This window comes from Xanthomonas sp. BRIP62409 (genome assembly GCF_003992965.1).
Classification (GTDB): domain Bacteria; phylum Pseudomonadota; class Gammaproteobacteria; order Xanthomonadales; family Xanthomonadaceae; genus Xanthomonas; species Xanthomonas euroxanthea.
This window is the reverse complement of the sequence record NZ_QEZJ01000020.1, coordinates 269,091-283,000: the sequence shown is the minus strand read 5'-3', so window position 1 is coordinate 283,000 and position 13,910 is coordinate 269,091. Positions and strand designations below refer to the sequence as shown.

Here is a 13,910-nt window from a genome sequence, read left to right as displayed (position 1 = left end):
CCATCCCGATGCGTGAAAGAGTGCGCATGATACGCGGCAGGCTGGTGCGTCAGCAGCACGTGCAAGCGCTCTTGGGCAGTGGGTGCCGGCGTTACGGCAGTGGCGCAGTGCGTCTCGTGCTTCACGCACCACTGCCACCAGTCGCTGCAACCGGCGAGAAGCGCTTAAAGTGCGAGTCCTCCGACACCCGCGACCGGCATGACAAAACGACACGCGCTATGGATCTGCACAGTTCTTCTGGCAGGCGCGGCGGCGTCGCTGGCGAGCTGGTGGTCTGCGCCGGCACCCGATGCGCTGCCGCAAGCTCAAGGTCCCACGGCGACGCAACTGGGCTGGAAGGCGCAGTTGCAGTGGGTTGCCGGCAGCGGTGTGCGTGGCGCAGTGGATGGCCGTGCTGCCGATGCACGGTTTGCCGATCCCTACGGACTGGCGATCGGTCCGCACGGCGCGCTGTACATCGCCGATGGCGGCGACAACAACCGCATTCGCAGGCTGCTCGACAACGGCAGCGTGCAGACTGTGGCCGGTGGGCAGGAAGGATTCGGCGATGGCGTTGACGCGGCGGCGGAATTCAATACGCCGTCGGGTATCGCCTTCGATACGGCCGGCAATCTCTACATCGCCGACACCGGCAACCATGCGATCCGCAAACGCACGCCACAAGGCGTGGTGACCACGCTGGCCGGCGATGGCAGTGCCGGTTTTCGCGACGGTGCCGCTGCGCAGGCACGCTTCAATGGCCCGATCGGCGTGGCGGTGGACACGCAAGGGCGCGTGTATGTTGCCGATACCTACAACGATCGCATCCGCGTGATCGCGCCAGATGGGCAGGTAAGCACCCTGGCCGGCGGCGCCTTGCCGGGCATGGCCGATGGTGTTGGCGATCAGGCGCGCTTCGATACGCCGACCGACCTCAAGGTAGATGCGCATGGTGTGGTGTGGGTGGCCGACATGCGTAACGACGCGATTCGCCGTATTGCACCGGATGGCAGCGTCAGCACCTTGATCGGTGGCGATCCTGCCGACCTCAGCCCGCTGTTGCATCGCCCGATGACTATTGCGCTCACCCACGACGGCGTGCTGTACGTGGGCGATGCAAGCGGGCGCGTGCTGCAGGTGACGCGTGCCGGGCATGTGGTGACAATGAGCGGCGAGGACGTGATGCAACGCATGTCGCGCCCGGCCGGGATCGCGGTGGATGCGCAAGGTGCGGTGTATGTCAGCGATGCTGGCGGCGCACGCGTGCATCGGCTGGTGCCGGCCACTGCGGCGAACTCGAACGCCGCGCCCGTAGTCGGGCCGGCTGCCACGCAGCCGTTGCCCGTCACCCAGGGCCGCTGGCCGTTGCAGCCGCAGGTCGGGTGGCATGAGGTGGTCGGCACGCTTGGCGAGGTGCGTGGCAACTACCAGGGTCTCAGCCGCGATCATCTGCATGCGGGCCTGGATATCCGTGGCGATGTCGGCCAAACCGTGTACGCCATTGCCGATGCCAAAGTTTCCAGCCCGTACCCGACCTGGGGGTTGGGGCAATTGGGCGAGTGGTTGGCACTGGACACGATCGGCTACACCCATATGCGCGTGGGCCGCACCGCACAAGGGACGCCGCTGGATCCGCAGCGCTTCCATTTGGTGACGGATGTGGATGGCAAGCCCGATCGCATGCGTGTGCTGCGCGGCACGCGTTTCCGTGCCGGAGATGCACTGGGTACGCTCAACGGCATGGCGCATGTGCATCTGACCGCAGGTGCCAACGGCTTCGAACGCAATGCGGTGCAACTGGGCTTTGTAGGTTATGCCGACCATGTGGCGCCGCATATCGACCGGGTGAGTCTGCTCGACTCAGCTGGTCAAGCCCTGCCGATGACCAGCGGCAGGGTGCACGTACCGCTCGGGACTGCGGTGCAGATCGTGGTGGAGGCCTGGGACCAGGTGGATCGCAATCTGCCGCGTCGTCGCCTGGGGCTGTATGCGCTGGGTTATCAGGTGCTGGATGCGCAAGGCGTACCGCTGGCCGGCGAAGCGGAGCCGCACATGACGATCGTTTTTGATCGCATGCCGGCCGATCCGGCTGCGGTGCTTACCGCCTACGCGCCCGACAGCGGCATCACCGTGCATGGCAGCGCGGTGACGCGCTTCCGCTATCTGGTCACCAACATGGTGCGCGATGGTCGCATCGGCAATGGGCAGTGGCAGGCGGGCGCGCTGCCGCCGGGCGACTACGTACTCCGCATAACCGCGCGTGATTACAGCGGCAATGAGGCGAATGCCAATCGCGATCTACACGTGCGGGTGGAATGACGCGTGCAGCGTTGCGTTGATGATGACATAGCGTATCGGTGACGCATGCGGGGTGCAGGCACCTGTGCATTACCTCGCTGCGATCGAGATTCGATCCACAGACTCACGCCCGGCACTAGGCTGCATCGCACGCTCCGTTACGAAGGCATGTCGCAAAACGCAGTGCCAACTCGCCTGCGCCGTGCTTCTGGGATCGGCGTCGGATTCGCGGCAGCGCTGCCGGGCTAGATTGCTCCTGCAGAAAACGTCGTTACGTTGTTCAAGGAGTGGGGCGATGCGCGTTGTTGGTGGTAGTCGAGTGGAAGGGGGCTGGTCTGGAATGTCGCTGCGTGGTGGCGCGATCGCGTCGTTGTTGGCCCTGGTCGCTGCTGCCACTGGCTTGCACAGCGCACCCGCGCACGCGGCCGTGGGGCCGGGTGTGGTGAGCGGCGACACCATCGTGCACGATCCGTCGATGCTCAAGCTGAGCGACGGGCGGTACTACATCTATGCCACCACCGGCGTGGTCACCAGTACCGACCGGACCAAGTTCAGCAATGCGGGTGCGATCTTCAGCAGCATGCCGAGCTGGGTACGCAGCTACAACCCGGACAACCAGCTGTGGGCGCCGGATGTGTCCTTCCATGGCGGGAAGTATCTGATGTACTACACCGCCTCCAGATTCGCCACCAATACCTCGGCGATTGCGCTTGCCAGCAGCAGCACCGGCAAGCCTGGCTCGTGGAAGGATCAAGGCATCGTCTATACGTCCAAGAGCAGCGACGACTACAACGCCATCGACGGCAATCTGGTGGTGGATGGCAATGGCAAGTGGTGGCTGGCGTTTGGCTCGTTCTGGTCGGGCATCAAGCTGATCCAGCTCGATCCCGGCACCGGCAAGCAGCTGTCCGGCAACACGACGCGCTACAGCCTGGCAAGCCGGCCGTCCCCGGGCGCGGTGGAGGCGCCTTTCATCCAGCAGGCCAATGGCTGGTACTACCTGTTCGTGTCGTTCGATGCGTGCTGCAAGGGCGCCAGCAGCACCTACAAGATTGCGGTGGGGCGTGCGCGTTCGGTGACCGGGCCGTATCTGGATCGCGCCGGGGTGGACATGCGCAACGGCGGCGGCACGGTGATCCAGTCCGGGTTGGGCAGCATGCATGGGCCGGGCGGGCAATCGGTGTTTCGCGATGGCGACGGCGACATCCTGGTCTACCACTACTACGACGACCGCGGCGATGCGCGCCTGGGTATCAACCGGCTGGGGTACGACAGCAGTGCATGGCCGGTGGTGCAGTAGCAGCAGTCAATGGAGCACGCTGCGGCGCCTTGCAATGACGCAACGATCCGGCGATGCGTGTCCGAGTGATCGGCCGGCGGCTGCCGACTGATCGACATGCGATGCCGCCAGCGGCTGCCGGGCAGTGCCCGGCAGCCGCTGGCGCACACTCAGCGCGTGGCCGCTTCGGGCTTGCGCACGCGTTTGACAGGCGCCGGCTTGGTCGCGGTGTCCGGATACAGGTTCAACAGCATCAAGGTGACGCCGTTGGTCCAGCCGAAGCCGTCCTGCAGCGCGTATTCGCCACCGCCGCCGCCGGCCGCATCGGCTTCCAGCCCGTATTTTTCGACCAGCTTGTGCTCGCGCGCGAACAGCGCCTGCACCTGGGTGAGGAAGCGCTCGCCGATGGTGCGCGCCAGTGCGTCTTCGCCATAACGGCGCAGGCCGTCCACCGCCACCCATTGCAGCGGCGCCCAGCCATTGGGCTCGTCCCATTGCTGGCCGGTCTTCACTGCGGTGGTGGCCAGGCCACCGGGGCGCAGCAGGCGCGCACGCACGGTGCTGGCCGTGCGTTTGGCATGCGCGTCGGTCGCCAGGCCGGTGAATAGCGGATACAGCGCCGCAGCGGTGACCTGGTCGCTGAGCTTGCGCGCCTGCCAGTCGTAGTCGGCGTAGTAGCCGGCCGCGTTCCACAGATGCGCATCGATGGCCTGCTTGCGTTGCAGTGCCAGCGCCGCGTAGTCCTGCGTGCATTCGGCGCCGGGCTGCGCGCAGGCCTGGGCCAGCGTGCGCTCCAGGTGGTACAGCAGGCTGTTCAGATCGATCGGCACGATCGCGGTGGTGCGGATGGTGCGCAGGTTCTGCCCATCGGCCAGCCAGCGGCTGGTGTAGTCCCAGCCGCTCTCGGCACCGGCGCGCAGGTCGCGGTAGACCTCGGCGGCCGGGCGGTCGCCGGCCTCGGCGGCGGTGCGGGTGTCGTGCAGCCAGGCTTCCGGGCGTGGGGTGTCGCGCTCGTCCCAGTAGCGGTTGAGCAGGCTGCCGTCGGCCAGGCGCACCACATGGCGCGCGGCCTGGCCAGGCTGCAGGCCGTCGCTGCCCTGCATCCAGTAGGCGTATTCCTTCTGCAGCTGCGGCAGGTAGCGCTGGTAGACCGCTTCGCCTTCCACGCCGGCCTGCAGTTCCACCATGTAGGAGAAGAACGGCGGCTGCGAACGGCTCAGGTAGTAGCTGCGGTTGCCGTTGGGGATATGCCCGTAGGTGTCGATCAGGTAGGCGAAGTTGTCCAGCATCTGGCGGCTGAGCGTGGTCTGCCCGCTCTTCACCAGGCCGAGCATGGTGAAGTAGGAATCCCAGTAGTACACCTCGCGGAAACGCCCGCCCGGCACCACGTACGGATATGGCAGCGCCAGCAGGCTGCTGTACGGCGGCACGTGGGTCTGGCTGCGCACCAGCTTGGGCCACAGTTCGTGGATGTGTTCGCGCAGCGCGGTGTCCTGGCGGATCGCGTCGGTCTGCACCGGCGGCGACTCTTCGAAATTGGCATCCACGAACTTGCGCAGGTCAAAGCCGGGGTGGTCGTGCTGCGCCAGATAGTCGGCGTTGATCAGCGCCGGGTCGCGCAGCGGCAGAAAGTCGACGAAGTGCTTCTGGTCGTCGAACAGCTCGCCGCGCTGCACCGCCTGGAACAGTTCCGGGTAGGCCAGGTCGGGCGTGGGCGGGGTGGCCGCCGGGGCGTTGACGGCCGGAGTGTCCATCGGCGCGGCGGTCAGCGTGCAGGGCGCCACGAACATGCTCAGCGACAGGCCAAGCAGCGACGTGCAGCACGGGGGCGCGGCAGAACTCATGGCATCTCCAGAACGGGCAGTGACGTGCGGCATGGTAAACGACCGAAGTGGCGGGCGGGGCCGGACGAGGGGGTCGGCAGGCCGACAGACTTCGCACGGAGACGACAGGATTCAGCAAGGCGATCGGGCGCGGGACTGCAGGTGGTTGCGCCGGTTGACTTGCCGATTCAGGCCTATCGGCCCGGATCGAGGCAGCTTGAGCCGCATCCAGGCCGCGTCGGATTGCCGACATTGCTGCAAGATGCGCGCCACAGCGTGCGGCGGGTGCGCAGCGGAGTGAGCAACGGGCGGCGCTGCCCGTGCACGGCAGCCGGTGCAGGTGGGCAATGGCGGGCGTCAGGCGGCCTGGCGCACCCGGCGAATGGCGGCGGCGTGGACGCACGGGGCTGCACCGGCGGCAGGCCGGGCCACACCAGGCGGCCTGCCGTCTTCGTGTGGTCCAGGCGCACCTTAGTGTCCTTGCGTCAGCGTGGGTGCCGGCGATCGGTCTGCAGCAAACGTTGCAGGTGCAGCGCGTTGGGCACCGCCAGCCCGGCGGCAGTGTTGTCGAAGATCACCCAGCGTTCTGCCTGTGGATGCGCCGCATCGTGCGCCGGGTTGCGCACCGCGTCGGCCAATGCCTGCAGCGCACTGTCGTCGTAGCTGCTGTAGTAAATGCGTGGTGCGCCATGCCAGCGCCAGTACTGCGGGCCGGCTGTCGTCCCCGGTGTGGCGGCGTCCGGCACCGGTGCCGGGTCGGCGGCGCAGCGTGCGATGCGGTGGCGCGCCAGCAGCGCCTGTGCCTGCGGCAGGAACCAGCTGGCATGGCGCGGTTCGCAGACCACGCCGCCGTCCCAGCGCCGCCGCAGCATTGCGAAAAACCTGGCCGCCACTGCCGCATCGAAGACGGCGCTGGGTGGCAGTTGCAGCAGCAGGCAGCCCAGTCGCGTGCCCAGCGCGCCGGCCTGGGCGAGGAATGCATCCAGCAATGGGCCGGTACCCTGCAGGCGGGCATCGTGGCTGATGCTGCGCGGCAGCTTGACCGAAAAGCGGAAATCCTTCGGCACGCTGTCGGCCCAGCGTGCATAGGTCCCGGCACGGTGCGGGCGATGGAACGAGGAGTTGATTTCCACCGCATCAAAACGTGTGGCATAGCGCTGCAAGACGCTGGTGCCATCGCCGAATGCGGCGCGGTCGGCGGCCGGAATCGACCAGCCCGCGCAGCCACAGCGCACGCGCGGCAGGGCGACGGATGAACGAGCTTGCATAGGGTGTGCGCAAGTCCAGTGGGCAGCACTCTATGCATGCGCGCGCGTCAGCGCCGCGTGTGCACCGCGCTCACGGGCGGCTCACCGACGACTTCGATACTGGGTACATGCCAGAAGGCCCCTCCCTTGTCATCCTGCGCGAACAGACCGAGGCGTTTGTCGGTCGCAAGATCCTGCGCGTGTCCGGCAACAGCAAGCAGGACATCGCGCGGCTGGGGCAGCAGAAGGTGTTGGCGTTACGCAGCTGGGGCAAGCACTTCCTGATCGAGTGCGCGCAGTTCAGCGTGCGCATCCACTTCCTGTTGTTCGGCAGTTATCGCATCGACGAAGACAAGCCGAATGCGGTGCCGCGCCTGTGTCTGGAATTTTCCAAGGGCCAGCGCCTGAATTTCTACGCCTGCTCGGTGCAGTTCATCGAGCGCCCGCTGGATGAGGTCTACGACTGGACGGCCGATGTCATGAACCCGCACTGGGATGGCGCGCAGGCACGGCGCAAGTTGCGCGCCGCACCGGGCATGCTCGCCGCCGATGCATTGCTGGACCAGGACATCTTTGCCGGCGTCGGCAACATCATCAAGAACGAAGTGTTGCATCGCATCCGTGTGCACCCGGAAAGCCCGGTGGGCGCGTTGCCGGCGCGCAAGCTTGGCGAGCTGGTCACCCAGGCGCGCGCGTACAGTTTCGATTTCTACACCTGGAAAAAAGCCTTCGTGTTGAAGAAGCATTACCAGGTGCATACCAAAACCAGCTGCCCGCGCGATGGCGCGCCGTTGCAGTATCGCAAGCACCTGGGCAAGGCCGGGCGGCGGGCATTCTTCTGCGAGGTCTGCCAGCGGCTGTACCGCTCGGAGGACGGCTGAGGCGGGTCCGTTCCGCACCAGCGAGCGTGGTCGGTCGCGATGGGCGTGCGCCCGGTGCACGGCAGGAAGGATGCATGCCGTTGGGGCAGTGGCTGAGGCCGTTGGCAGGCGCCGCAACGACCCGCCATGCTTGCCAATGTGAATGGCGGCTGGCGTTTGCCGCCCAAACAACGAATTTCAAACGCGCGCTGGCGCCGCGCCCGCTAGATTTGCGCATCCTGCACCGGGTTCACGGTGCGCGCACGCATCTCCCATCTCATCGGTCTCCCGCATTGTGATTACCCGCAGGAAGGAAACGCTTGTCCCGCATGTCGCTGCTGTCGCATGCACGGGCGCCATCCTGTTCTTTCTTGCCTGTCTGTTGCTGTACATGCCGCCGCCGCGCGACCCGGTGCGACGCGACGACAGTTTGCAGGTGTATTTCGTGCCGCGTCCGCAATTGACGCTGCCGGCGCCGGCGACGCCGCCGCCGCAACGCCAACCCACACCACGCGCTGCGCCGGCCGCGGCCTCATCCGCGCGCAGTGCGCCACCACCGACACGCACCCCGCCGCCGCAGCGGCAGGTGGCGGCCGCCAATGCGCCGGCTGGCGAGTCGATGGCGGCCCAGCTCTACACCGGGCAAGGCCGCTTGCGCATGCCGCGTGACGCGCAGGTCGACCCGATGGCGCAGCCCGGTGCAGCGCCGCCGGGCATGACCGACGAACGCGCGCAGGCCAAGGCGCGCAACGTGATGGAACGGGTCAATCCGGTGCAGTACCAGGACACGCGCTTTGCCAAGGACTGGAAGAGCGACGGCACGCTGGGCGATGTGGCGATGCAGGAAATGAATCGCGGCATGAAGAAGTTCAACGACATGCTCAACGGGCCGCAGACGCAGGTGGCCAAGGCGCGGCCACCGCCGGATGTGCGCTTCAACCCCGCGTTGGCCGGCAACCAGGCCGAGATGGGCAGCGAAGCGACCGGTGACGCCTACAAGGCCGCGCCAATCGCGCACGAGACGCCGCCCGACTTCAAGGGCGAAGCCAGCCGCCGTATCCGCGAGGCGCTGGCAGCGCTGGAACAACGCAGCGCGCGTTGCGATGCGTCCAAGCGCAAATCCCTGTTGTCGCCGGTGCGTACGCATCTGGGCGACCTGGAACGCGCCGAACACGCCTTGAACAACGGCGCCGACCCGGTGATGGCCGCGCAGATGCTGCCGCGCCAGGCCGATAGCGCCTACGACCTGGCCCGCCGCGCGCTGTGGTATGCGGACCGCCAGTTGAAGCAGTGCGCGATCGGGTGAGTGGTTCGGTGAGCGCGTTTGCCTGCGCTGCGCTGTAGGTGGCTGACAGCACCTTTAGAACGCTGCTGACAAGACGGCTGAATGTCAGGGCCTCGCGGTATCTGGGTGTAGTCAACCGCTCGGTGAGTCGCGTGCGCGGCGCCCTTACCGTCTGCGGGACACGCCGTGAACCCGTCCCTGGGGGCTCGGTGGCGTCATCCATGCCGCCACACGGTCCCGCAACCGGCGAGGGCACCGCACCAGACAGTTGGTCGGCGCTCATCTGAAAAGCTGTCTGTCGTGCGGTGTGCATCAGACCTGGAGCCGATGCTTCGATGATCGAACAAAACGTATCCGGCACCGCTCTTACCATGCACACCGACCATCCCGACTGGTCCTTGCCCGCCTACCGTCGCGGGACCTTACGCGGCATGGATGCCGCGTAAAAGCCTACAAGGATGTACTTGCGGCGTGTCCTGCGATGGTGGGCGGGCAAGGACTCTGCAGCCAAACCGCAGCTCCGCGGCTCTGCAACCGACTCACCCACACCGCTCAATCACCTGGTCGCCGCGCGAAGTGGAAGTGGACGAGTGAGGAAGGTGGTGTGGTCGGAGACAGCCAGGAGCTATGAAAGCTTGCATGCCAAGCGCGCCGCACGAGCGCGTAGCAACCGCACCCTCATCCGGCGCTGCGCGCCACCTTCTCCCGGTGGGAGAAGGGAAGCGTCCCGACAGGAATTGAAGCAGTAAGGCAGTAATTGAAGAAGTAGGCAGTCTTCGTCAGATATCGCAAATAGACCCCCTCCCGCCGGGGCGAGAAGGCACGGCTTTCGCAGCGAGGGCGCGTGTGCCTTGGAGCGCCCGCGCCGCAAGCGCGGTTGGAGGCGCGCAGCGGAAGGTGTGAGGGCACGTCTATGAAACGGCGGATCAGCCGGCAGCCGGACTGTCGCCCGCGCTACATCAGGCGCTGAGTCCGTCCTGCGCCAGACTCTGGCGGTAACGGTCCTTCTCCGCACTCAGCGCGACTTCGGCACGTAGGAACACTTGCCCGATCGGCTCGTCGCCGCGGGTTGCCTGCGCCTGGCCGATCAGCACCGTCAGGCCGTGGGCATGCTGTTGGTGGGCGATATCGCGCAGGCGCTGCAGCTTTTGTTCGGCATCTGCGCCGCGCAGCACGGCGATGAATTCTGCACTGTCGGTCACCCGGTCCACGCTGTCGCCGTCGGCTTGTGCCTGCGCTGCCAAGGCCTGGTCGAGCTGTTGCAAGGCGCGACCCAGCAGCCGCTCGCTTTGTTTTTCGGCCAGCGCGGCCAGTTCCTGCACTTCCAGGATCACCAGGTAATAGCCTGTGTCGGCGGCCGCCGGGGCGGCAACCGGTGCCACCGGCTGCAGGATCGCTTCGCGCTCGAGTTGCAACTCGCGCTTGCGCTCGTCCAGCAGGCGCATGGTGACGCGTGCCAATGCCTGCAGCCCGGTGCGTTGCATGTCGGTGAGCGTGCGGGGTTCGGTGTCGAGCACGCAGACCGTGCCCAGGGCCACGCCGTCGGAGGTGACCAGCGGCATGCCGGCATAGAAGCGCGCACCGGTCTCGCCGGTGACGACCGAGACGTCCGCAAAGCGGCTGTCCTGGGTGAGGTCGGGCACTTCCATCAGTTGCTCTGGGCTGCGGATGGCGTGATCGCACACCGCCTGGCTGCGGTCGGTCTGCTGCATGCCCAGGCCGAGCTGGGCCTTGAACCATTGGCGGTCACGGTCGACCAGCGACATCAGGGCGATCGGTGTGTCGCATAGCGAGGCCGCCACCTGCACGATGTCTTGGTAGGTGTCCTCGGGCAGGCTGTCGACGATGCGATAGCCGTCCAGGACCTGTTGGCGAGAGGCTTCGTCAGCCGGGGGCATGTGCTTCATCGAATAAGCCGGGCAAGCGCGAACGAGAAAGATGCCACGATACCGGCGCTGCCGATAACGCGGCGTGGATATCGGCCACGCGCCCTGGCGTGACCTCACGGGCGGATCCGGATCCGCATCCCTGTCGCACTGCGCAGGCGAGGAAGCAGGAACCGGCGGGCTGAAGCGCCGGGGGCCAGCTTGCCAGCCCGCGTGGGCCGCCTGCGTCTTGCGCGCAGGAGCCGGGTACTGAGACGCACACACGCCATTGCGTACCGCGCACCTGGCGACGGCGCGGCTTGCAGGCCGCGCCGTCGGTGTGCGACTGACCAGCCTCAGCGCTTGACCGGCTTGCCGTCCACGTCCAGCACCTGCACCTCACCCAGCTTGAGCGCCCGCACCGGGGCCTCGATCTTCTTCAGGTCGCCCACGATCACCCAGGTCATCGCATTGGGGGCGATGATTTCCTTGATGGCGGCCTGCGCGGCCGGCTGGTCGATCGCTTCCAGGCGCGGCTTGAGCGTCTGCACGTAATCGTCGGGGCGGTCGAACTGCACGATGCCCTCGATCGCACCCAGCACCGCGCCGGTGGTTTCGAAGCTGCCGGGCAGCGCGCGGATGCGCTGGTTCTTGATCTTCTCGATCTCGTCGGAGGTCAGCGGCTTGTCGCCGATGACCGCGGTGGCTTCCTTGAGGATCTCGTTGGCCGACTCGGCGGTCTTGTCGGTCTGCACCGGCGCGGAGAACATGTACGGCCGCTGGCCCTGCGCATCCAGCATGCGGGTGCCGGCGCCGTAGGCCCAGCGCTTGTTCTCGCGCAGGTTCATGTTCAGGCGCGAGGTGAAGGTGCCGCCGAAGGCACCGTTGGCCACGCCGATCGCCAGGTTGTCCGGCGCCTTGGTGGACGGTGCGAGCAGGCCGGCCAGGATCACCGACTGCGGCGCATCCGGCCGGTTGATCAGGTAGACGCGCGGCTTGGGCTGCGCAGCGACGTTGACCAGGTTCTTCTTCGGCAGGGGCGTTGCCGGCGCCTTCCAGTCGCCGAAGGCGGCATCGAGCTGCGGGATGATCTGCGCCAGCGTGGTGTCGCCGGCCACCAGGATGCGCAGGTTGTCCGGACGCAGCCACTGGCGGTGGAAGGCCTGCAGGTCCTGGGCATTGAGGCTCTTGATCGCCGCCTCGGTGCCGCTGCCGGTGAGCGGGATGCCGTAGGGGTGGTTCTGGCCGAACAGCAACGGCGGCAGCGCACGCAACGCCAGGCTGTTGGGCTGGGTCTTTTCCTGCGCAATGCCGGCCAGCCATTGGCCGCGGATGCGCTCGATGTCGGCAGCCTTGAAGGCCGGGTTGCGCACGATGTCGGCGAACAATTGCAGCGACGGCTGCAGCTGGTCGTTGAGCGCATCCAGCGAGGCGCTGCAGCTGTCCAGGTCGCAGCCGACCGCGGTGATCGCGCCCAGGCGCTGGCGACGCTGCGCCACTTCCACCGAATCCAGCGCCGCGGTGCTCTCGTTCATCAGCGCGGCGCTGAAGCTGGCGGTACCGAGCTTGTTGCCCTGGTCGGCCGCATAACCGGCATCGAACAGCAGCTCCACCTGGGTGACCGGAATGGTGTGGCGCTCGGCCAGGATCACCTCGATGCCGTTCTTCAACTTGCCGCGCTGCAATTGCGGGAAGCTCAGGTCGGGGAACTGGCTGGTCTGCGGCACGCCCTTGCCGCGGTCCAGTGTGGAGGCGGTGACGTTGTACTTGCCGGCGGCCGGCAGCTTGGGCGCCGGCTTGCCGGGTTCGGCGCCACGGGCGACCACCGCCTTGTCTTCGGCGGCGGGGTCGAAGCCCTTGCCGGCCGGCAGCACGGTGAGCAGGTAGTCGCCCTTGCCGAACCAGGTGGCGGCGGTCTGCTTGACGCTGTCCACGGTGGCGGCCTGGCCGCGCTGCAGATCCTGCTTGTAGGCGCCCGGGTCGCCGCGATAGACCTGGCCCTCGGCCAGGATCACCGCCTTGCCACCGAAGCCGCCGACCTTTTCCAGCCCGCGCACGAAGCCGGCGCGGTAGGCCACCTGCGCGCGCTGCAGTTCGTCGGCGGTCGGGCCCTGGGCGATGAACTTCCTGAGTTCCTCGTCGATGATCGCCTCCACCTTGGCCGGGTCCACGCCGTCCTTCACGTCGGCCTGGATCTGCACCTGGCTGGACAGCGCGAACGGCTGGATCGCCGCCGACACGTCATCGACCAGATTGTCCTGGTAGACCAGGCGCTGATACAGCCGCGAGGTCTTGCCGCCGCCGAGCACGGTGGTGGCCAGATCCAGCTGGATCGCCGCATCGCTGCCCAGTTGCGGCGCCACCCAGGTGCGGTAGATGCGCGGCTGCGAGACGTGGTCGTGCTGCACGCCACGCTTCTGCGCGGCCAGCGGGGTCACCCAGGGCTGCTGGCGCGCCACCGGCTTGCCGGACGGGATGTCGCCGAAGTACTGCAGCGCCTTGGCGCGTGCCTGCGCCACGGTGATGTCGCCGGCCAGCACCAGGGTGGTGTTGGCGGCGCCATAGTTGTCGTTGAACCACTGTTTGACGTCGGCCAGCGAGGCCGCGTCCAGGTCTTCCATCGAGCCGATGGTGTCGTGCTGGTACGGATGGTTGGCCGGGAACAGGTTGGACAGGATGTTCTGGTCCACGCGGCCGTAGGGGCGGTTCTCGCCCTGGCGCTTCTCGTTCTGCACCACGCCGCGCTGGGTGTCGAGTTCTTCCTGGCCGATCGCGCCAAGCAGGTGGCCCATGCGGTCCGATTCAAGCCACAGCGCGGTGTCCAGCGCAGTGGTCGGCACGGTCTCGAAGTAGTTGGTGCGGTCGAACCAGGTGGTGCCGTTCATGTCGGTGGTGCCGACCTTTTCCAGCGGCGCAAAGAAGCTGCCCTTGTTGTTTTCCGAGCCGGAGAACATCAGGTGCTCGAACAGGTGCGCAAAGCCGGTCTTGCCGGCCGGCTCGTCACCGGAACCGATGTGGTACCAGATGCTCACCGCCACCACCGGCGCCTTGTGGTCTTCGTGCACCACCACGGTCAGGCCGTTGGGCAGGGTGAAGCGGGTGTAGCCGATCTCGGGGATGGCACTGCTGGCCGCAGGCTTGGACAGGCTGGCCGGGGCGGCCGCGACGGCGGGGGCAACGGGACCGGCAGCGGCGCCGAGCACACCGGCGATCAACAGGGACAGCGGACGCAGCATGTGACACTCCAGGGGCAAGACAATCGGCCGAGGGTAGT

8 protein-coding genes are annotated in these 13,910 nt (G+C 67.0%); 4 read left to right on the top strand and 4 right to left on the bottom strand.

The window, feature by feature from the left end; genetic code table 11:
- The first annotated feature begins 198 nt into the window (after nt 1-198).
- Nucleotides 199-2,298: an NHL repeat-containing protein gene (locus EO170_RS21865; protein WP_126944663.1), complete on the top strand. Its 2,100-nt coding sequence runs from the start codon at nt 199-201 to the stop codon at nt 2,296-2,298.
- A gap of 274 nt (nt 2,299-2,572) precedes the next feature.
- Nucleotides 2,573-3,577 carry an arabinan endo-1,5-alpha-L-arabinosidase gene (locus tag EO170_RS10395; protein WP_241239412.1) on the top strand — a complete coding sequence of 335 codons (1,005 nt, stop codon included), beginning with the start codon at nt 2,573-2,575 and terminating at the stop codon, nt 3,575-3,577.
- 149 nt (nt 3,578-3,726) lie between these two features.
- Here the strand turns inward: EO170_RS10395 and treA are convergent, their stop codons facing one another.
- Entirely contained in the window at nt 3,727-5,400 is a 1,674-nt protein-coding gene (treA, locus tag EO170_RS10390; RefSeq protein WP_126944660.1) for an alpha,alpha-trehalase TreA, read from the bottom strand.
- Nucleotides 5,401-5,864: 464 nt separating this feature from the next.
- A complete protein-coding gene (locus EO170_RS10380; protein ID WP_126944657.1) occupies nt 5,865-6,647 on the bottom strand; it encodes a DUF72 domain-containing protein in 783 nt (260 codons plus the stop codon).
- A gap of 107 nt (nt 6,648-6,754) precedes the next feature.
- Here EO170_RS10380 and EO170_RS10375 point away from each other — a divergent pair, with 107 nt between their 5' ends.
- Nucleotides 6,755-7,507, top strand: a complete 753-nt coding sequence (locus EO170_RS10375; RefSeq protein WP_104649252.1) for a DNA-formamidopyrimidine glycosylase family protein — start codon at nt 6,755-6,757, stop codon at nt 7,505-7,507.
- A gap of 274 nt (nt 7,508-7,781) precedes the next feature.
- Nucleotides 7,782-8,792, top strand: coding sequence for a hypothetical protein (locus tag EO170_RS10370; RefSeq protein ID WP_164740996.1), 1,011 nt, complete (start codon nt 7,782-7,784; stop codon nt 8,790-8,792).
- A gap of 938 nt (nt 8,793-9,730) precedes the next feature.
- On the opposite strand, the gene EO170_RS10355 is transcribed toward EO170_RS10370, so the two are convergent.
- Entirely contained in the window at nt 9,731-10,678 is a 948-nt protein-coding gene (locus EO170_RS10355; protein ID WP_126944654.1) for a GAF domain-containing protein, read from the bottom strand.
- A 314-nt stretch (nt 10,679-10,992) separates the two neighbouring features.
- On the bottom strand, nt 10,993-13,872 hold the full coding sequence (locus tag EO170_RS10350; RefSeq protein ID WP_126944651.1) for a pitrilysin family protein: 2,880 nt from the start codon (nt 13,870-13,872) through the stop codon (nt 10,993-10,995).
- Nucleotides 13,873-13,910: the final 38 nt, after the last annotated feature.